We start from the raw sequence: 21,694 nt of genomic DNA on the forward strand, positions 1-21,694 counted from the left end.
ACCAATGGTTTCTGAAGACGATAGCTGGGTACAGTGCCGCCGGTTGGTGGAACAGAAAGTAGGCTGGGGCAACAGCGTGCACTGGCAAAACCGCGATTTTGAGCAACTCAGCGAGCAGATTCTGGCCGAAACGGGGGTGTCGCTTAGTGTCAGTACCCTCAAACGGCTCTGGGGGCGGGTTCGCTACAACAGTTCGCCCACACCCACCACACTCGACACGCTGGCCCGCTTTGTTGGGCACGTTAGTTGGCGGGCGTTTCAGCAAACCAGCGTAGGCAGCCCGTCTGCCTACGAACTCAGACAGGCCGATGAACCAGCACAATTGCCCGGCGCTGAACCGATGGTTACCCGGCCAGTGACTACGCGCGGCATTCGGCGTTGGATGGCTGTATCATGCGTTGGTTTGCTGATACTCACTTGCTTTGTGTGGGCCTACAGGCAGCGGGATACGACCCTGCGCTACGGTCAGGTTTCATTTACAAGCCGCCCGGTGGCCAAAGGCGTTCCCAATACGGTTCTGTTTCAATACGATGCTGTCGATTCCAATGCCGACAGTGTATTCATTCAGCAAAGCTGGGACTCCCGACTCTGCGCCCGCGTCGACAAATCGGGGCATACCTACGCCAGTACGTATTACAGACCCGGTTACTACCGCGCTAAACTGATCCTAAACGACTCCATCGTGCGCGAACACGACGTTTTTGTGGCTTCGGATGGCTGGCTCGGTCTGGTTGAGCACGCCCCCATTCCACTATATCTACGGGCAAACATCGTCGAAAAGCCAGGCGAAGTGTCGATTACGGCTACCGATCTGAAAACACTGGGAATTTCATTGACAGACAAAGCACCCGAACTGCTGCTGTCGCGGGTCGATAGCAGCGTTGTTGTCGATGGCAGTCAATTTGTGTTCGAGACGGCAGTGCGGAGTACGTTTAGCCAGGGGCAGGCTGTGTGTCAGCCCGTTAGCATTATGCTATTGTGTACGAAAGGGTACCACCGGATTCCCTTGTCGGTACCGGGGTGCGTGGGCGAATTAAATTTAGTGGTAGGTAACCGGCCAATCAGTGGACAGACCACCGACTTATCGGGCTTCGGCGTCGATTTCAGCCGGTGGGTACCGGTTCGCTATGAGGTGCATGGAAAACGGGCAACCATATACGTGAACAATCAGCGTGTTTATCAGGGTAATTTTACAGACGATCCGGGTCGGGTGGTTGGGTTGCGTTACGGATTTTTGGGAACGGGCGCGGTACAGTATGCCCGGTTTCAGTGAACAAGGTATAAGGGTCGACCGGTTGACGAGATCAGAAATGACTTGCCAGCTAAAGAGATGAATCTGCACAAAGTTTAACTTTTTGCCAAACCCAAATTGCAACCTAACCAGTATGAAACAACTTACCCGTGTCGGTGTATTTTGGCTAAGTTTACTAACGGTGCTGGTCCTGCGGGCGCAGCCGGCAACTACCCAGCCCAACGGGTCGCAGGTTCGGCCAACACCCCGCCAACTCAATTGGCAGCAGCTCGAAACAACGGCGTTTTTGCATTTTACCGTCAATACGTTTACCGACAAGGAATGGGGCGATGGCACCGAAAGCCCGGCTATTTTCAACCCGACCAAACTTGATGCCCGCCAATGGATTAAGACCTTACGCGACGCCGGTTTTAAACTGGCCATCATTACCGCCAAACACCATGACGGCTTTTGTCTTTGGCCTTCGAAACTAACGGAGCATTCTGTCAAAAACAGCCCCTATAAGAACGGCAAAGGTGATGTTGTGCGTGAAGTGGCCGATGCCTGCCGTGAGTTTGGGCTGAAATTCGGGGTCTATCTTTCGCCCTGGGACCGCCACGAACCGCGCTATGGTACAGCCGCTTACAACGACTTTTACAAAAGTCAGCTCCGCGAATTGCTGACCAATTACGGCCCCATTTCAGAAGTCTGGTTTGATGGGGCAAAGGGCGAAAACGCCAAAGATATGACGTACGATTTCGACGGGTACTGGGCGTTGGTGCGGCAGTTGCAACCACAGGCAGTCATGTTTTCGGATGCTGGTCCCGATGTTCGCTGGGTAGGTAACGAAGCAGGTAACGCGGGCGAAACCTGCTGGTCAACCATCAATACCGACGGCTTAGCTCCGGGTAAAGCTGATTCGAAGTACCTCAATCGGGGCGATTCATCAGGCAAACAGTGGGTTCCGGCCGAGACCGACGTATCCATCCGGCCCGGCTGGTTTTACCACCCCGCAGAAGACACAAAAGTGCGACCAGGTAAAAATCTGGTCGATCTGTATTACAAGTCGGTGGGCCGGAACAGCCTGCTCTTACTAAACGTACCGCCGAATCGGCAAGGCTTGCTGTCAGAACCCGACATCGCCAGCCTGAGGGAGTTTCGCGATATTCTGGATGCAACGTTCAAAAAAAACCTGGTTGCGAAACAGCCTGAATTGACTGATAAGCAACTTGATACGTTCATAAGCCTGGATTACATGCAACCCCTGACAATTGAGTTAAGTAATGAAACCGCGTTCGACCGAATTTCGATTCAGGAAAACATCGCCAATGGGCAACGAGTGGTGTGGGGGCGGGTCGAGTACTGGAATGGCACTGACTGGAAACCAATTGAGACCTTTTCCACGGTAGGTTACAAGAGACTTCTGCGTTTCCCGGCGGTAAAGTCGTCGAAGTTACGGCTGTTTCTCACCTGTTTAAATGGCCCGGCGCAACTGGCCGAAGTGGGGGTATTCAAGGCATCGGCGGGCGAAGGTGAGTGAGTCGTTTTCAGGCCGGCTTTAGTCCATAAAAAATCCCCGGCGCCAGATGGTGCCGGGGATTTTTTATGGACTAAAACGAACTAAGTTAATTCTTACTGAACTCACCGCTGGCGCGGATAGCAATCTCATCACTAACAACGGCGGTTGGAATGGTGCCTAAGGTAAAATCGGATCGTTTTACTTCGCCCGACACTTTGAAACCTGCAACGGTTTTCTTGTTCATGGGGTGCGTAATTGGCCCAATAAGGGTGGCGTCGAGCGTGACGGGCTTCGTTATGCCGTGCATCGTCAGGTCGCCCATCAATTTATATTTATTGCCCGACACTTTGCTAATCGACTTGCTTTTGAAGGTTAGCGCTGGATACTTGGCGGCATCGAAAAATTTATCGCTCTTCAGGTCAGCATCGCGTTTTTCCTGGTTGGTATTGATGCTGTTCACATCGGCCGTTACGTCGATCTGAGCATCCGTGAAGTCGGGTTTCGCCGAGGTCATTTTAATGTCGAAGGTCTGGAATTTTCCGTCAACATCCGACAGCATCAGGTGGGTCGCCGTAAAGCCTAAGTTAGCGTGCGCTTTGTCGAGTGTCCACTCCTGAGCAAAAACACGTACTGACGAGAACAGCAGAGCGGCAAATAGGGTAGCTTTTTTCATTGGGATGTATGTTAAATTAAGTGTACAAAAAATGAACGGTAAATACATTAAGTGCGTAATCGGTCGAGTAGCTGGCTAAGAAGAATAGCCTCTTCCTCGGTCAATTTGTTTCGTTGTTCGTCGGCCCACTCGTTCAGATCCGTATCCAACCGTTTCAGCAATGCCAGCCCAGTGTCTGTAATGACAACATCGACCGCCCGGCGGTCGCTGGGGCACTCAGTACGCAACACTAATTTTTTGGCCACTAATTTGTCAACCAACCGCGACGCGTTCGACATTTTATCGAGCATGCGCTCTGTAATGTCGGTCACCTTCACCGGGTTCGGATGCTGGCCGCGCAAAATCCGCAGCACGTTATACTGTTGTGAGGTCAGCCCCGACGGTTTCAGCAGATACGACTGACTGGCCACCATCCAGTTACTGGTAAATATCAAATTAACCATCACCCGATGATAAGGCGTTACAAATGGCGTAGCCTGTTTGATATCAGTTTCAATGGACATGGCACAAAGATAGAACAATTACATTAAATGTTGATACATTAAATACACTTATTTTCTACCGGTACGGAATAATTTGGGGGGCCGACAAGTCGAAATCCCGAAACCGCAATACGGGAATACCCTCAAAAGCCTGTCGGAATGGAATGGTATTATCGGGAATATTGGGGTAATAGGCCAGCCGAATCTGAAAACTATTAAACGTCAGGTTTTCATTTCGTAACCGAAATCCAATGCCATATCCCTGATAAATTGGTCCACGCAACAGCGGTCGATCCGGAAAACTAACCAGTCCCAGGTTAACGAATGTGATGAAAGCGACCCGGAATCCGATCAGATTCAGCCGCGAGAACAGAATATTTTCGTAGTTGATAAACCAGCGTTTCGTGCCCCGCAGGGCATCGCTGTTGACATCGATGCCATCGGTGTTGGTGCCGCTTCCGCTACGGCCCAGGGTCACGTATTCGTTATCGAACCGACCAATTCCGGTTGTGTAGCGCGTGTTGAAAAAGTGGCGCATGTTGCCCCATTTACTGGTCATTAGTGGGCTGAAATAATTTGATTCGAGCGAGAAAACGCCCTGTTCAATGTGTTTTGAGCGAACATATCCCCCCAGGCTTATCAACCCATACACATACCCCACCCGCCGGACGTATTTGCCCTGCGAGAAATTCACCCCGCTGTAGAGCCGCTTGCCCAATTCCGCATTGTCGTAGCCAACTAAGGCGGCTACTGACTCACCGATGGGTACGTCCTCTGTGCGGCCAAAGCCGTATATCAACACATCACGGACGTATTTACGGCGGGAGAACCCCACACTAAACAGCGTAGTTCGGCTATCCTGATAAATCTGGTTGGTATCCGCCGTTACGTCGGGTCGTTTGAGGTAGGTATAATTGGTTTGTCGTAAGGCAAGAACGAGCCGTGAACGGCCTTTCTCGTCCGAATCGTGTTGCCTGTAAAATAATCGAAACGACCGTCCTATCCAGATATCCGAATAATTATAGCTTAGCGGCACAAGCAGAACGCTGTCGTCCCGCGTGATAATTCGATTGTTTACCTGCGTGTGGTTTAGTTCAATCGAACCGGCGTATTTCATATCGGGCGTCAAAAAAGGGCGAAACAGCCTGACCGACACCTGTTTTAGATCGCGCAGATACAACAGGTCGCTTTGGGCCGTCAGGAACGTCTTGCCAATAAAGGGTACTTTGTAGCGAACCTGGTATTCTGTTTTCTGGCGCGGGTCTCGGCCCGAATAGGCAAACTGAGCGAAAAGCTGATGGCCTAAGCCTCTGAAATTGAGCTGATCGAATCCGATGCTAAAATTATTGATGCCCCCAAATCCGCCGTTGGGCAGCAACGACCAGACATCCTGGGTGATCACATACACGTCCACAAACTGTTTGCTGCCGCTGCGGGGAATAAGCAGAATTCGGGCATCATGAAAAATGGATGTAGACCGTAGTAACCGCTCATTGTCCCGCAGAACATTTGGGTCTACGGCATCGCCCGCCCGAAACAGCAGGTATGAATTCCGAATGACGTGTTCGCGGGTGTTCGTATGGAGTCGGCTGCCTGTTCGCTCAATCCAGTTGCCGGGCTGTCGCAGGGTATCATACACGGTTTGCCCAAACACACTAAGCCGCCGAATGTAAATATCGCCAATAATCTTCCCTTCAAAGAGTTTAAACGGATTCACTTCGAGTTGATTGACTTCGCCCGTCGTTAATCGGCTATTATAAACATCCTGAAAAACGGCGTCATAGAGTTGACGGGTGAGCCGATGTTTATACATCGACGTTTTCAGACGGGAATAAAAAACACTGTCGCGCTGCATCAGAACACTATCCGCTGGCACTACCGAAGCGGGGGTTGGCAGCGAGTCGGTTACTAATATTTTAGGGGCATTCTGCAGCGTTGTATCAGACTGAGCCAATGCACCCGCACCACAGCCCACAACAAGCATCAGCCACACTAAAAGAAGGCGTGGCTGGGGCAGAATTTCGGTTGGATACACTCGAAGCATCGGTGAAAAGAACAACAAATAGACTACTTTCCGGCGAAATGGTTTAACTGAACACGAGTTAATGAAAAGGTAACGAGTTTAAACTAACTTTTTATGTAGGTTAAACCTTCACCAGCAACGCAAATTTCCTGTTTAGTCAGGACTGATAAGGATTGGGCGGCTCTATTGATCCGTAAGTAAGTCTATAAACGTTAACGCTTTGCTCAGGTAATAGCAAACTACACGTTTAACACTATACATACATGCCAGTTTTAAGAAGCAGGGAAGATTTCCAGAGCTGGCGATAAAATACGATGAGACGACTTTTTATACTTATCTGCCTGTTTTTCTTAGCTTTTCTGCTTAGTAAAGCACAAAGTAAGCAAGAACGTCTGGACCTGCTGATGAAGGCGTATCATCAGTTTAACATGTTCGATGGCAGTCTTTTAGTAGCCGAAAAAGGGAAGGTCATTTATAAACAGGCCTTTGGGATGGCCAATCGGGAGTGGAATATAGCCAATAGGACCGACACTAAGTTCATGCTTGGTTCTGTCTCAAAACCGCTGACGGCTATTCTGATGCTCATACAGGTCCAGAAAGGCTTAATTGATTTGGACAAAACAATTGCTGATTATATACCTGAGTTCTCAAAAAACAACGGTAGTCGTATCAAACTAAAGCAACTCTTAAACCACACATCGGGCCTCCCGAATTATGATATAATCAACGACTTCTTTCCCAGAATTAGTCGCCACTATTTCACCCGGAATGAGTACATAAACTTATATATGGACTCGACACTTGTCTTTACGCCTGGTACAAACTATTACTACAGTAGCTGGGGGTATTTTACTCTCGGTTATATTATGGAACGGGTTACGGGAAAATCGTATGCCCAGTTAATGAAAGAAGATATTTTCGACAAAATTGGCATGAGCCATTCAGGCTCTTATTACCATACTCAGATTGTGGCTCAACGGGCTTCGGGCTATGATTATAGTTTAGGAGGGTATACCAGTGCTGATTTTCGTGATCAGTCGAATACCATGGGAACCGGCGATTTGTATTCAACAGTCGACGACTTATTTAAATTACACCTGGCGATTACGAATAACTCACTCCTGAATAAAACACTGACGGACCAGATGTTTACGCCAGGTATCAGGCCGTGGCGCTATGGATTTGGCTGGTTTAATCAACAGTTTAAATATACCGCTACCGATAGTGTTTTTACAAACTATCATTTGGGTATGACCGATGGATTCCTGTCGTTCCTGATTCGTATACCGGAAACCAACAGCCTGATTGTCTTCCTTTGTAATAGCACCCCGACTCATTTCTTTGGTATTACGTCTAATCTGATGCGAATTCTGTATAACAAACCCATTGTCCTGAAACAACCCGTTCACAAAGTTTTAGAAACAGCACTCGCGACTCAGGATGCCCGAAAAGCGGTTGAAGACTATAAACGAATGAAAGCGGATACGAGCCAGTATTACATCGATTGGCTCGCTATGGATCAGCTTGGCAATCAGTTATTTACAGTGAAACGGTATGAAGATGCACGAATTATTTTTGAAAACAACGTCACCGAATTTCCTGGGCGGGATATCGCGTTAGTGAGCCTTGCCAAAACCTATGAGGTGTTAAATCGTAAGAAAGATGCCATGTCATCTTATCAGAAAGCTATCGCCATTAATCCAAACAACGAGGAAGCTAAAAACAGACTGAAAACTTTATTGATCCGTGAGTGATTCTGTAAACATTTGTGCGTTGCATAGACAATGGTAAACTACAATCAGATGGCCCTGCACGGCTACCCTGCGCCGAAGCACAAGCCACCATCACTCAGACTTCAGGCTGTCCTACGCGTTCGGAAATGGGTGCAGGCCTTCGTTCATAAAAAGGAAGTCATATTCTTTACAAACTAATTCACGGATCAATAGTAGAAACCAAACCGCCCCGGCCACAAATGGCCGGGGCGGTTTGGTTCATAAAAATAGGTCGGTATGCTTACATTCCCTGCATTGTGAACTGAACCTTATCGACAGCAAACAGAGCCTTCTGTCCGGCGCTGGGATTCACAAAAACAAGATAAAGCTTATGAATTCCCGAAACCGGCTGGCGGAACGGCAGATTAATTGGTCCTGTTGTTCCCTGTTTGGCATCAGCTTCGCCCAGTAATGTGCCGGTGGGCGAGTCGAGCCGGGCTTCGAGTTTACCACCGGCTACCTGCTCGTTCTGAGCAAATACCGTTGATGTGATGCCCTGAATGCCCGTTAGGTCGATGTCGTTAAAGGCGAGGTAGCTACCCGATTTGGTGCCGATAGCGGCTGGTCCCATCTGCGGAATATCATACTGGAAAATATCCTGCTTCGTATCTGCCGAAACAGCCTTCATTGAGGGCGAACGGAGGGCGAGCGAAGTTGAGCCGGTCAACGGGCCAATAGCCCCGTTGCCCCGGTCGGTATAGCTGGCTGTGAGGATGTACGAACCGTCTTTTTTCTGCTGAACCGGTACGTAATCGCCCGCGAGGGGCTGCCGGTTGGCCGCCTTATCATCGGCCAGCGAGAGAATATAGCGCACCATGTCGGTTGCTTCGCTTTCTTTCAGTTGCGGGTGCGCGCTCATGGCTTGTTCGCCCCAGACACCACCACCGCCCGTTATGATCTTACGGGCCAGTCTGGCTTCAGCCTGCGTACCTTTATATTTCTTAGCTACATCCATATAGGCTGGCCCAATGGATTTTTGGTCGATGGCATGGCAGGCTTTGCAGTCGCTCAACTCCATCAATCGCTTGCCGGTCGAAAAGCCAGCGTTCGCCTGATGCCCCTGGGCCAGCATCGTTTTGTCGAAGCCTTCGAGGTAGTCAATGGTCATTGTTACGTCGTCGGCATTGATGCCTTTTTGCAGCGTACCATCTTCTTTATCCACAACGTTTACCGCGTATTTAACCGGCTTGTTAGGAAAGTAGAAGGTTTTGTTACCGGCCACCGCTACTTCTACTTTGGGTTCATCGTTACCGACTTTGATCTCTATTTTACTCGTCGATACGTTCCCGGCAGCGTCGGTCACTTTTAGGGTAGCAGGGTAAAGCCCAGGCTTCGTGAACGTGACCGTGGGCGTAACCGTCGTTTGTTTAGGGATGCCGTTTCCAAAGGACCATTCGTACTTTAAGGCATCGCCGTCGTAGTCAACTGAATTTTTTGCGTCGAACTTCACCGTCAACGGAGCCGCGCCGACCAGTTTATTCGCACTGGACATCGCCACAGGCCTGCGATTCCCGGCATTGTACGTAATACGCGACAGACGGGCGTCGGCGTTGGCGCCAAACCATTTCTGGCCGTATTCGAGCGTATAAAGCGAACCGTCACTGGCAAACTGCATATCGATCACGTGCGAGAATTTCGTGCCGGACATGAACGGTTCCATCTTCACGAAGTCGCCGTTCTCCTTCATCGTAACGGGGTGTATCCAGTCGCGTATCCAGTCGTAGGCAAAGAATTTCCCGTTATAATGCCGGGGGAACTTCACGGCTGTCTCCGGGTAATCGTCGTAGTAATAAACCGGCCCACCCATAGCATTACGACCGCCTTTACCAACAATCTCACCAAACTCCGGCGACTCGGCGTAGGGATAATAAATATACGCTTTCTGGGCTGGGGGCAACTCCGTCAGACCTGTATTATTGGGCGAATCGTTGATGGGCTTCATGGGGTCGAATAGTGGCCCCGTTGTGCTGTCGGCGAAGGTGCGCTGGTGATACGGGCGGTTGTCGGCTACAAACAGGGGCCAGCCAAAATAGCCTGCCTGCCGCGCCTGATTCATTTCATCATGACCCCGTGGACCGTATTTTTCGCTGTTTTCACCGGCGTCCGGGCCAACTTCGCCCCAATAGAGAAAACCCGTGCGCTGGTCAACCGAAATGCGGTAGGGGTTACGGTTACCCATGACGTAAATTTCAGGCCGTGCTTTTGGATTGCCTTTGGGAAACAGGTTGCCATCGGGGATGGAGTAGGTGCCATCGGCTTCGGGATGAATACGCAGAATTTTGCCGCGCAGGTCATTCGTGTTGCTCGATGTCTGCCGGGCATCCCAGCCTTTCCGGCCCGGCCGCTCGTCAATGGGTGCAAAGCCGTTGGAGTTGAACGGATTCGTATCATCGCCGGTAGACAGGTAAAGATTCCCTTTACGGTCCCAGGCAATCGAACCACCCGTGTGGCAGCAGCCATCGCGCTTGACTGGAACAGTCAGCAGCACTTTTTCGGTGCTCAGCAGAAGGGTGTCTTTTACATCGTCATACACAAAGCGCGACAGATGCTGGGCTGTGTCGGCAACAGTCTTGCCCGTTAGCGGGGAATAATAAGCGTAAATCCACTTATTCTGCCTGAAATTTGGGTCAATGTTAAGCCCCATCAGGCCATACTCGAACTTATTGAATACGGGGAAATTAGCGACTACTTTTTTTGTTTTCGTCTTTGGGTTAAAAACGGTTAGTTCGCCTTTTCGCTGAGCATAGAGTATTTTGCCGTTATCCAGCACGGCCAATTCGGTCGGCTCGTCCATACCCTGAATCAACACCTGCTGCTCAAAGCGGTTTTCTTCGGGAAACGGCTGCGTTTTGGCTTGCCCGAATTTCAGACTGGTGGCCATCACGGATTTGATCCCGCCCAGAATGTGCTGCAAAAACAGAGGGTCACTATACGATTCGTCGGTATGGCCGCCACCGGTGTAGAACGACTTGCCACCGTCGAACTCGCGGTGCCAGATGAACGGATGATTATCGCCGTTTTTACCACCTTCGTAGGTCTTTTCGTCCAGTTTAGCCAGCACTTTTAGTTCGGGAACAATGCTCTTATAGCTATACCATTCGTCGAAGCGTTTCCAGCGGTCGGGCAGCATTTTGGTTGACGGGTGACTCTTGTCAATCACCTCAATCTCGGCATTTTGCTGTTTCGGGTGGTTCAGGAAGTACGCGCCCACTAATTGATTATACCAGGGCCAGTCGTATTCGGTGTCGGCAGCCGCGTGGATACCCACGAAACCGCCCCCCGCCTGAATATACCGCTCGAAAGCAGCCTGCTGGGCATCATCGAGTGCGTTGCCGGTGGTGCTGAGCCAGATAACGGCGCTGTACTGTTTCAGGTTTGCCTCGGTAAACTTGCCCGCGTCTTCGGTCGTGTCAACGGCAAATCCGTTCTCCTGACCGAGTTTCATAATGGCGCGTTTGCCAACCGGAATCGATGCGTGCCGGTAGCCCTTTGTTCGGGAAAAAACCAGTACCCGGTTCAGGGCAACAGGGTTACCAGCCGAAGCCATCGTTGATTTGGTGGCTGTCGTGCGCTTGGCTGTTGGTTGTGCCCATGCCGATGTATCAACACCGGACACAGAAACTGCCAGCACGCCCGCCAGCAGCAAGGCGCGGGAGGGGAGCCGTGAGTTTTTCATAGAGTTTGGGGATTTATGCAGATTGAGTATGTAATCAACTAAACGTCAATCGGAAAGGTTAACTTATTTGTGATTCAATTGACTTCTACTAAGAACAAAATTAACGAAAAAGCGAACGCTACCGTGTAGGCGTTCGCTGGAAATAAAGCAGGAAAAGCCGTTAATCTACTTTTTTGAAGACCATAATTGGCTTTCCACCCCGGAGCAGCGTTAATTTTAAATCGCCCACCTGATACGCGAGCGGGGTGCGTAAGTCGTTCAAAAAGTTGCGTTCCCGCTCCCCAACGTCTCCTGAGCAGGCTATTTTGGTGGTTACCAGGGGTCCGAACAGAATGGACCGGGTGTCGGCCTTCACAGTGCCGGTCAATCGATTACAGCCCGTACTTCCGGCTACACGCCCTTCGGTGAGTGAAATTTCCAGGTGGGGCAATTCGTTTTTTGGGTCCGTGGCCGCAACCGGACGTCCCTGAAATTCGGTCAGCACCCAATTGTCCTGGAGCAACGTAAGCTGCCGCAGCGACGCCCCACAACCGACATAATTCTTTCCCCGAAAATTGACATGAACCCGGTAGTCGTACTGCTGCCCCGATAGGTTGTCGACACAGCTATCGGGCCGGAAAACTACGTTTAGCTGCCCCGAATCAGCGGTCGATACGTTGGATCGGGCCCTATACCGGAATGTACCGTCGGTATCAGTCTGGCGTTCGGGAACGGCCGTGTTAGTACTGTCGCCGTTTAATACGCTGAAACGCACTGTTCCTTTTGATGGGTTGACGGTCAGCGACCAGGTTGGTTCACTGCCGATTGCCACAAGTTCATCCCCCGTTTTCAGGTACCGGGTGTAGTCGGCGGGTTGGTTTGCCGGTGTAAGCATAGCCGCAAATTGCGATGACGGACGGCGGCAGGCGGCAGTGAGTAGTAACAGACCAAACAGAATAAAGCGCATTGTGCGTGGAGCCTAAATAAATTCTATAAATAAGACCTGGTTCGCCCGGAAAAGTTTAACGTTCCCCTCACCGTATAATCAGGATTAGAACAGTCTGCAGTAATCAATAGTTACCTTTTCTTATTAAGGAAACAACACGTTATGAAAAAGGGATGGATTGTTGCGCTCCTATTGGTACTGATTGGAGGCATTGGTGCCTATGTATGGTATAGAAACATAAAAAATGAGCAGTTGAGTGAAGGTGGCGCCTACGACGATACCCTAAAGCCCCGGCTGGAAGTAGGCCGCATGAACATTACCGATATTAACGATGGGGCCATCCTGATGACGATGGACCTGCTAATTGATAACCCCTTACCGGTAGGTTTCAAAGCGCATCAGATGGATTATACGGTCTATATTGCCGATACCCCCGTTGTAAAAGATGCTTATAAAAAAACGATTGAGCTTAAATCCGGCGACAGCACGCTGATTACGCTGCCCATTAAGCTGGAGGCTGAAACAATGACGAAGGTGCTTAAAACACTGGAGCAAAAAGGCATTGATAGCACAACCTACAAAGTACGCTCGTCCTTTGCCCTCGATATCCCGATTCTGGGCGAAAAAACGTTCGCTATTACGATGGAAAAACGATTGCCAACGGTTTATATCCCCAAAATTAAGATTGACGATATTGACTTTGGCCCGTTGGGCCTGAAGCGAACCGATGTAGCGACAACGGTGCGCGTGACGAATAAAAATAAGTTTCCCTTCAACATAACCGACGCCCGTTACACCGTCACCATTGATGGGAAGGAAATTGCGGACGGACACCAGCCCGACCCGATTCTGATTAAAGCGCAGGCGACAACGCCGGTTGTTTTTCCGGTAACGGCCCGGCCCGGAAAAACGCTGAATGTGCTGCCCAAACTGCTGTTCGACAAAAAAAACACGACCTATCTGGTCAATTTTCGCTGCAAACTTGTTGATAAAGAGGGCGATAAAATGTTTCAGGACAGTAAATTCGTAGCCACGATAAAAGGCACGTTAGCCGATTTGAAGGAGTTGAAAAAGTAACATGGCCGACCTGGTCTTTCTCCCGGCCCGAACAGTAGAAACGCACCGGAAAAATATTTACCGTAAATTAGGGGACACACCCGGATCGAACAAAACACGACCGGGGTAATCACCTACTCTGAAGGTTCATGCGGTATTTGCTCTATGCCTTTATTTGGGGGTGTTCGCTTACGGTGCGTGGTCAACTGCGAGCCACGCCAGCCCGGCTGGGCGAGTGGGGTCAGAAAGAAGAGGAAGAAGTGTCCTTTGAGCACTATGGGCAGGAGAAAGGCCTTTCGCAGGGTACGATAAACGACATTGCCAGCTACGATAGCTTTATGTGGTTTGCTACCCAGGACGGCCTCAACCGCTTCGATGGCTATGGCTTTAAGGTCTTCAGAACGGGTCAGACGGCATCGTTGAACAGTAATCTGGTGCAGACTCTGCTGGCCGATTCGCACGGGCGGCTGTGGATTGGTACGGGCGCCGGGCTAAATCTGTACGACCGCAGGAGTGGGCAGACAAGCCGCTTCACCCAAACCTTCGGCATTCGGCACGCGGTAGATACTGTTCCTATTCAGCAACTCATCGAAGACCGGCAAGGCCGAATCTGGATACAAACGGTAGCGCACGGCCTTTTTTGCTTTGATCCGGCTCTGAAAAAAGTCAAAACCTATTTTCCCAACAACAATGCCCTGCAAAGCTGCCGGCTTGCACCCGATGGACAACTTTGGGTTTCGACCTTCGATGAACTGTACCGATATGATGCACAGCGAGACCGGTTTACCCCCATTCAGGCACGCGACCAATTAAAAACCAAATCACTTTTTCAGGAAATTCTGTTCGATAAGCGGGGGAGTTTGTGGGTTGGCACGACCGACGATGGCGCTTTCCGGCTGGAAAACCCGGCCTCCGAACAGCCCACTATTTTTCATGTTAAGCTGGGCAATACGGACCGGCACCTGAGCAGCAACGATGTCGTAACATTCCTGTGCGACCGGGCCGGGCGCGTCTGGATCGGCACCCGAACCGGCGGTATCTCTATTTATCATCCCGAAACAGGTCGGTTTACGTATGTTCGCCACGCGCCGAACAATCCCCAAAGCCTGCGCCAGGATTTTGTCTGGCGGCTCTATCAGGACCGGCAGGGAATCATCTGGGTGGGCAGCAGCAGCCAGGGCGTCGACAAATCTGATCCCCACCGATTTTCGTTTCGGTTGATTCAGCAACGGGCCGAAAATCGGACGCAGGGTTTGCCCGACAATATGATTTTCAGGCTGTTCGGGCTGGATGACCAGCTTTATATCGGTACTGAAACCGGCGGCTTTGCCCGGTATTCGATCCCGGCCAGAACCATTACGTCGTTCGCCGAAACGGTTGCTCCAACAGCCAGCGCCATGCACAACGAAGTGCGGGTTATTACGGCCGATTCAGATAAGAACCTGTGGTTTGCCAATTGGCGCGAACTGACGCAGTATGACCCGCGCCGACAAACCGTTCGGGTATATCCGGTGGCTGGGCCGCACAAACAAAAGTATGCCTATGCGGCTCACATGCTGAACGGGCCAATGGGGCGTCCAGCAGAAATCTGGGTGGCCGGGCATGGCGGGCTGACACGCTTCGATCTGGCAACCAAACAATGGAAAGACTGGCACGATCTGCCAGCCATAAGTGCTATTTCGACCTACAACATTAGACTGGTCTATCAGCACTCGCCCGCGTTAATCTGGTTCGGTACGCTGGGTAAAGGCTTGATTCAGTATGACCGTAATACGCAGAAAATCAAAGCCTTTACGGCTACCAATGGCCTGTCCTGTCTGAATATCCGCTCGTTGCTGCAGGATGGTTCAACCCTGTGGATCGGTACGGACTGCGGCCTGTTCACCCTCGATTTAGTTCGATCGGTTATCACAAAACAGTATACGAGTCAGCAGGGGCCAATGGCTTTTCGGTTGCCCAACGATGTGATTTATGGCATCCTGAAAGATAATGAAGGGTATTTATGGCTGAGCAGCAATCAGGGGCTGACCCGCTTTTCGCCTACGCAGGGTGTTCTGAAAAACTATGATGTATCGGATGGTCTGCAAAGCAATGAGTTCAATACCAATGTATGCTACCGCCATCCTGACGGCACGCTGTTTTTTGGAGGTGTCAACGGCATTACCTATTTCAAAACCGGGCAATTAACGAAGAACACCTTTGTGCCGCCGGTCCGAATTACGGGCCTGACCGTACTCGATAGTGCCTACAACCCAAATCAGGCTCGCCTGACGCTCGACCCCGACCAGAATTTTATGGCGTTTGAGTTTGCCGCCCTTAATTTCTCCAACACGCAAAAAAACCAGTACCAATATAAATTAGAAGGCATTGACCCCGATTGGGTACAGGCCCGGCACCAGCGCGTGGCGAATTATACCAAACTGCCACCGGGCAACTATGTGTTTCGGGTAAAGGGTAGTAATGACGACGGGGTCTGGAATGAGCAGGGGGCTTCGCTGGCCATCCTGATCAAACCACCTGTTTGGGAAACGGCGTGGTTTCGGGTGGCGTTGATTGCGCTGTTGCTGGGCGGTCTTTACGGCGTTTACCGGTATCGAATCGGGCAGCTAAACGACCGCCGGGTACACGAACTGGCCCTTTCCATCCGAACGCAGGAGCTTGAACGACAGCGGTTTGCTAAAGAACTGCACGATGGTGTGGGAACCAACTTAGCCGTTCTGAAGATGTACCTGACCTCACTGGGCACATCTACTGGTTCAGTCGATGACCTGAAAGCCCGTTCGCTGGCCGTGCTGAGGTCGTCAATTGACGAGATTCGCAGCATTATCCACGACATGCACCCGCGAAGCCTTGCCGAAGCGGGGTTGGTGCAGACGATTATTGAAATGGTGGACCTGATTAATGAAAGCCATCGCCTGACGGTGACATTCGAGCCGCAGCATGTTCCACAAACATTGCCCGAAAGCGTCGAAATAAACCTGTTTCGGGTGGTGCAGGAGTTGTTGCAAAATGCGCTGAAGCACGCCAACGCCAACGCTGTCTGGCTGCAACTCACTTACGAAGCGCCCACCCTGCGGCTCACCTACCGCGACGATGGGCGCGGCTTCACGCCCTCGCTGGTTAGTCAGTCGTCGGGCAACGGCTTAGTGAATATCAAACAGCGGACCGCCCTGATGAAAGGCGATTTCTCGCTGACATCAATTGAACAGGAAGGGACCACCGTCGAGATTTCGGTACCTGTTTCGGCCTGATTGCTCGTTTAACTAACCAGCTACGAAGTAGGCAGGCAGACTCAATGCGGGGCCTTCACGAACACATACGAATCATACTCCACGAAATCACTCGCTTTAATGTCAACGCTCGTAACGGTGTTGCCCTTAACCGTAAATTTTGTAGGAAAAATGCCGTAGGATTGGTTTGAATAGGTCAGCCGGAAGGTGTTGTCGTCCATGTAATCGAGTCGGGCCGATAGGGTAGGGTGGTGCTCAAACGCAACCTTCAGTACGTCGCCATCAGGCGTGATGGATACCGTGCCGTAGATAGCGTTGAGATACGTGCCGGTATAAGCCGATAAAGGCAACGCAGGTTTGGTTTTCTTAGCGACCCGGTCGGCCATTGCCTGCAGTTCCTGATCCTGTTTTTTCTCCTCCTCCACGGCCGCTTTGAGAAAAAAACGGCTCCGGTCGGTGTACGGAACGCCGAGGTAGGCATCCAGTAGCTGATAGCGTAGTGCCTCGAAAAAGCTTTGATTGTCCTGGTTGGTCAGGATGGTGATGGCCAGCTTTTCTTCCGGTACAAAGCAGGTATTCGTTACGAAACCGAAGGCCCCGCCCGTGTGCCAGTAGACCTGCCGACCCGCATAGTCGGTCATGAGTACGCCCAGCCCATAAGCCCGCATGTGCGTAGGAAACACGCCGGATTTGCGACTGCCGAGTACCGTATTCGCATCGCGGGTTTTCTGCACAACGGTCCAGGGCAAAATGCGCCTGCCATCCAGCCGACCGCTGTCCAACTGCATCAGCAGCCATTTACTGAGGTCTTTCACGCACGAGACCATACTGCCTGCCGGGCCCAGGTTATCGACCTGATCGTAGGGCAGGCGTTTTAGCGAACCAAAATTGGTGGTGTAGGGCCGGGCGATGTTGGGGCGGTTTTCGGCACCGGCGGTCAGCATGTAGGTATTGGTCATGCCTAATGGTTTCACAAAGGTGCTTTCGACATACTGCTCCCACGATTGGCCGGTTACTTTGGGAATGATTTCGCCCGCCGTCACGAAGGCCGAATTGCAATAGCCATAATCCTGCCGAAACTGGCCTTCGGGCTTTAATAGTCGCATTCGGTCAATGACTTCGGCGCGGCTCAGGTTGCCATCCCAGAAAACAAAGTCGCCCTGAAACGTTTTGGTGCCAAGCCGGTGGCAAAGCAAATCACGAATCGTGACGAGTTGCGTGGCCGCCGGGTCGTAGAGTTTATAGTCGGGCAGGTGTATAGTGACTTTATCGTTCAGCGACAGCTTCTTCTCGTTCTCTAAATTGGCAAGGGCCGTGCCGGTGAACAGCTTGGTGTTCGACGCAATCAGAAACAGCGTGTTTTCATCTACCTGCTGAGTCCCGCCTATCTCCTTAACACCGTAACCTTTGGAGACGACGACTTTGCCATCTTTCACAACGGCAATGGCCAGCCCCGGAATCTGCCAGTCGGCCATGCCGCGCTTAATGTAGGCATTGAGGCTGTCCGTAACAAACGTGGGCTGATTTTGAGCGGTTGCTGTAACCGAAAAGACGGTAAAAATAGACAGAAATACATTTTTCATGGCCCTAAAGTAGTAGATTGCCACCTTATCTGAAACGTCTGTCTATGAATCTAATCAATCCTACTATTGGCTTGCTGCTCTGGCAACTCATTTCGATTGCGCTCTTTTTATTCATACTGTTCATCGCCATTAAATTTACCCTGATTCTCTTTAAAGCGGACAAAGCGATTGACGAATTACGGACCTACATGCGCCGTCGCAGTTAGTCCATTGCAGGCTATTAGCACCCTTATTTGGGGAAGTTTTGCGACAGAAACGCTGCATCGGCTTTCGACCAGCCCTGCCGGGCCAGTTGACGCTCGCGCTCGGCAAGGGCAGCGTCGCCTTTCAAACTGGCAATTCGGGCAAGAGCGTAATGTGTGCCGGGATAATTCGGGTCATGTTCGGCCAGAAGCTTCGTGGATTCTTCGGCAAAGTCGGGCAGTTTCAATTGCCAGGCTACCTGGGCAATCATTTCCAGTTGAAACAACGCTTCGATCCAGGGGTCGGGACCAAACTGCTCGTGGGCACTGGTCTGGAACTTGCGAATGTCGACCAGCCCTTTTTCGCGTTCGGCGGGGTCGGATAGGGCGATCAGGGCCGCTAAAAATTTCGGATGCGGCTCCAGCCAGGCATTGAGCCAGTCCGTGTTGGCCGCCTTCTTTGCTTCTTTCAGCGCGTTCTGCGAGGCTTCCAGCGAAAGGCGGGCCTGATCGAGTTGATTTTTCCTAACCTGTGTCAGACCCAGCAGGTAATGACCAATGACCCGCTCGCCGGGCGTTTTCCCAGTTGTTAATTCCTTCGCGATAGGAACGGCTTCGGCATCCCGGTTTTGGGTAATCAGCAGGGCCGGGTAGCCCATTTTGTTGTAAAACGTCCGCTCCGGATTGGTGGGTCGTGCGGTCATGTAGCGCTCTTTCACTAACTGTTCGGCTTCCTGCATCCGGCCCTGATACTGATAACAAAGCCCCAGCAGCGAAATATTATGGATATGATGCCAGTCGTACATGGATTCGTACTTCTCGGTTTTATAGAGGTTTCGCTCGATGGCATCGGTTTGCTTCATCTGCGCGATGGCCTCGTCTACATCGCCGGTTTTCATCAGATCATGGGCATACATGTGCAGGGCATGCGCCAGATTAGGGGCCAGCCGGGCGTAGACTTCGCCATGTTCCCGCGCTTTACCATAATCGGCCATGCCCTCGTAGGCGTGAACCAGAAAATGGTGCGCCGACGGATGATTGGGATGCGTTTGCAGGACTTTTTCGTAAATAGCAATGCTGGCCGTCGATGAACCCTGCCCCCGCCCGTCGGCAAAACGTTCGTAGGCATTACCGGCAATGAGCCACAGTTCAGCATCCTGGGGGAACCGTTTGACGGTCTGGTTAATTTTCAACCGGTACTCGTTCAGAAGCTTTTGGTTATTGAGCGAATCAACGGCTTTTAGCTGGGCAAACCGCAGCTCAATATGGGCTTTTTCGCGCTCCGACGCATAACCAGATAAGGCTTTCGCGGTTTCAGCGGCTTTCTGGGCGGCTTTAGCATCGTCCAGTTCCATATACACCCGACTCAGGCCAACGTGCGCCATCACCATCGTTGAATCATAGCGTAGCGCTTCATGAAAGGAACGGGCCGATTCGACCAGCGCGTAGCCGTGCAGATAGCCCATTCCCTGCTCAAAATAAGCCTGCGCTTTTTCGTTTTTTGTGGATGTCGGCGCAGGAAACTGACCGACGTTTGAACGAAGGGCAACGGATTGTTTCAGCAACGTATTTGGAATACCGCCAACGTGAGCCAAACCACAGATTGGAATTGTTGAGAAGGCAAGGGTGGAGACGGGGGCAGGCAGGAGGGATCTGGCTGGTCCGGTTCGTTTGCCAACTACTAAGAAAACCAGCAGAATCGGCACAAACGAATACAGGTAAACACGTTTCATGATGAGGAAGTTTGATAACCCCTGTAAGTTACTAACTTACTAAGGCGCAGGCAAGTAGGCTGCTTCGGTTATTAGTTATCGGTTGCCGGCTCTCCATAAACCAAACAGCCCCGAAACTACTTGGTTTGGGGCTGTTTGGTTTGATCGTAGTATATTATCAGAATCATCAGAAGCAATCTGCAAACTCCTAAATCCCCTAAAGGGGACTTTATCCGCGAATGAGCAAAGTCTCCTTTAGGGGATTTAGGAGTTTGCAGATTATAGGTTTACAATTGCGGCTGTTGTAGCACAACGCTCTCATCAATGCGGCCTGCCTTGCGGTTACGCATCCAAAAGAAGAGTGCGGTGAACGCAAAAATCAGAATAATCGGAAACGTTGTCATTTTGACCAGCGTGGCCTGTCCGGCGGCTAATTCGAGGGCATCACCAGACAGACCGGCAGCGGCTTTTTCGATGCGTTCCCCGTCAATCCAAGAGCCGATGATGGGTGAGAAAATAGAGGTCGAAAACATACCTACCCCACCCACAATCGACATGCCCAACGCTCCGCTCAACGGAATCCGCTGGGCAACAAAACCGATCATGGTGGGCCAGAAATAACACACGCCAATTGCAAAGAACACAGCGGCAACATAGGCCATTGCTCCGGTTTGGTTGCTGAATAAATAAATACCGATGGTGGCAAAAACAGCAGAACCTAACAATATGACGGTTGGATCAAGTTTATGAACGAGCGGACCAGCAAAAAACCGGCCAATAGCCATCAGGCCTGCTACCAGTGCTAAAATCAACAACGGGTTGACCCCGCTGCCACTCAAAATAAGCGTTGACCATTGCTGTGGGCCAAATTCGGTGATCGCCGTTAATGCCATGCAGCAGAAAATAAACAGGAACAAGGGGGTCAGCATGGCCTGAAAGTTTTTGGCTAACGACGTTACCCCTGCCACTTTTGGCGTTGGGAAAGTCTGCCCAAAAAACAGAAATGCATAAATCACGGTAGGAATCATAATTATCCAGATCTGAATCTGCCAGGATACGCCTGCTGTAAAGGTGGAGACTGCGTAGGAGAGTAAAAAGCCAAGTGCCATTCCGCCAGGAAACCACATGTGGAATCGGTTCAGCATCTTGTTCATTGTTGAACCTGAGTACATATCCGCGATCATGGGATTACAGGCTGCTTCCGTGCAGCCATTGCCAAATCCGATGAAGAATGTAGAGATCATCAAGCCAGTGAACCCACCCGCATATATGGTAAGTACTATCCCCAGCGTGTGCGAGACAACCGCGACCATCATAATCCGTTTGGGACCTACAGAATGGTAAACCAAACCGCCGATGATCATCGAAACAGGAAAGCCCACAAAGAACATCGAAGTAATGTTACCCAACTGCTCGGCGCTAAACCCAAACTCAGTTTGTAATTGAGGCAAAATGCCGGCCCGAATGCTGGCGGAAAAGGCCGTGGTGATGAGGGCAAAACAACTGGCCAGAAAAAGCCGTGAAGGATTGACGGTTTGGTTCATTTTATAGAAAGGGTTTTTGTGAGTTTTCAACTTTATTAATGAGCAAAAGACAAAAGAGACGACAAACTCCCCGCTCGACAGGCGTT

14 protein-coding genes are annotated in these 21,694 nt (G+C 50.9%); 6 read left to right on the forward strand and 8 right to left on the reverse strand.

The features are described from left to right. Positions 1 to 4: 4 nt before the first annotated feature. Both ACYVI1_RS15380 and ACYVI1_RS15385 read left to right on the forward strand, forming a co-directional pair. Entirely contained in the window at positions 5 to 1,273 is a 1,269-nt protein-coding gene (locus ACYVI1_RS15380) for a hypothetical protein (RefSeq protein WP_460911498.1), read from the forward strand. 112 nt (positions 1,274 to 1,385) lie between these two features. Then, positions 1,386 to 2,771, forward strand: coding sequence for an alpha-L-fucosidase (locus ACYVI1_RS15385; protein ID WP_460911499.1), 1,386 nt, complete (start codon positions 1,386 to 1,388; stop codon positions 2,769 to 2,771). Positions 2,772 to 2,856: 85 nt separating this feature from the next. Here the strand turns inward: ACYVI1_RS15385 and ACYVI1_RS15390 are convergent, their stop codons facing one another. The 3 genes from ACYVI1_RS15390 to ACYVI1_RS15400 are packed head-to-tail and all read right to left on the reverse strand — an operon-like array spanning position 2,857 to position 5,949. Further along, complete coding sequence (locus ACYVI1_RS15390; protein WP_460911500.1) at positions 2,857 to 3,423, reverse strand: YceI family protein; 567 nt, start codon at positions 3,421 to 3,423, stop codon at positions 2,857 to 2,859. A gap of 47 nt (positions 3,424 to 3,470) precedes the next feature. Continuing rightward, positions 3,471 to 3,926, reverse strand: a complete 456-nt coding sequence (locus ACYVI1_RS15395) for a MarR family winged helix-turn-helix transcriptional regulator (protein WP_460911501.1) — start codon at positions 3,924 to 3,926, stop codon at positions 3,471 to 3,473. A gap of 55 nt (positions 3,927 to 3,981) precedes the next feature. Further along, on the reverse strand, positions 3,982 to 5,949 hold the full coding sequence (locus ACYVI1_RS15400) for a hypothetical protein (protein ID WP_460911502.1): 1,968 nt from the start codon (positions 5,947 to 5,949) through the stop codon (positions 3,982 to 3,984). A 293-nt stretch (positions 5,950 to 6,242) separates the two neighbouring features. Between ACYVI1_RS15400 and ACYVI1_RS15405 the strand changes: the two genes are divergently transcribed. Beyond that, positions 6,243 to 7,682, forward strand: coding sequence for a serine hydrolase (locus tag ACYVI1_RS15405; protein WP_460911503.1), 1,440 nt, complete (start codon positions 6,243 to 6,245; stop codon positions 7,680 to 7,682). 259 nt (positions 7,683 to 7,941) lie between these two features. Here the strand turns inward: ACYVI1_RS15405 and ACYVI1_RS15410 are convergent, their stop codons facing one another. Further along, positions 7,942 to 11,376 carry a ThuA domain-containing protein gene (locus ACYVI1_RS15410; protein ID WP_460911504.1) on the reverse strand — a complete coding sequence of 1,145 codons (3,435 nt, stop codon included), beginning with the start codon at positions 11,374 to 11,376 and terminating at the stop codon, positions 7,942 to 7,944. 160 nt (positions 11,377 to 11,536) lie between these two features. Further along, entirely contained in the window at positions 11,537 to 12,322 is a 786-nt protein-coding gene (locus ACYVI1_RS15415; protein ID WP_460911505.1) for an META domain-containing protein, read from the reverse strand. Positions 12,323 to 12,463: 141 nt separating this feature from the next. On the opposite strand from ACYVI1_RS15415, the gene ACYVI1_RS15420 reads away from it, so the two are divergent. Both ACYVI1_RS15420 and ACYVI1_RS15425 read left to right on the forward strand, forming a co-directional pair. Continuing rightward, positions 12,464 to 13,378 carry an LEA/WHy family protein gene (locus tag ACYVI1_RS15420; RefSeq protein WP_460911506.1) on the forward strand — a complete coding sequence of 305 codons (915 nt, stop codon included), beginning with the start codon at positions 12,464 to 12,466 and terminating at the stop codon, positions 13,376 to 13,378. Positions 13,379 to 13,506: 128 nt separating this feature from the next. Continuing rightward, positions 13,507 to 16,608 carry a sensor histidine kinase gene (locus ACYVI1_RS15425; RefSeq protein WP_460911508.1) on the forward strand — a complete coding sequence of 1,034 codons (3,102 nt, stop codon included), beginning with the start codon at positions 13,507 to 13,509 and terminating at the stop codon, positions 16,606 to 16,608. Between the two features lie 41 nt (positions 16,609 to 16,649). Here ACYVI1_RS15425 and ACYVI1_RS15430 read toward each other — a convergent pair whose 3' ends face one another. Next, complete coding sequence (locus tag ACYVI1_RS15430; RefSeq protein ID WP_460911509.1) at positions 16,650 to 18,170, reverse strand: serine hydrolase; 1,521 nt, start codon at positions 18,168 to 18,170, stop codon at positions 16,650 to 16,652. A 44-nt stretch (positions 18,171 to 18,214) separates the two neighbouring features. Between ACYVI1_RS15430 and ACYVI1_RS15435 the strand changes: the two genes are divergently transcribed. Then, positions 18,215 to 18,376 carry a hypothetical protein gene (locus ACYVI1_RS15435; RefSeq protein WP_460911510.1) on the forward strand — a complete coding sequence of 54 codons (162 nt, stop codon included), beginning with the start codon at positions 18,215 to 18,217 and terminating at the stop codon, positions 18,374 to 18,376. A 23-nt stretch (positions 18,377 to 18,399) separates the two neighbouring features. On the opposite strand, the gene ACYVI1_RS15440 is transcribed toward ACYVI1_RS15435, so the two are convergent. Then, positions 18,400 to 20,085 carry a tetratricopeptide repeat protein gene (locus ACYVI1_RS15440; protein ID WP_460911511.1) on the reverse strand — a complete coding sequence of 562 codons (1,686 nt, stop codon included), beginning with the start codon at positions 20,083 to 20,085 and terminating at the stop codon, positions 18,400 to 18,402. Between the two features lie 266 nt (positions 20,086 to 20,351). Next, positions 20,352 to 21,608, reverse strand: a complete 1,257-nt coding sequence (locus ACYVI1_RS15445; protein ID WP_460911512.1) for an MFS transporter — start codon at positions 21,606 to 21,608, stop codon at positions 20,352 to 20,354. Between the last annotated feature and the right edge of the window lie 86 nt (positions 21,609 to 21,694).

This window comes from Spirosoma areae, from assembly GCF_054781775.1.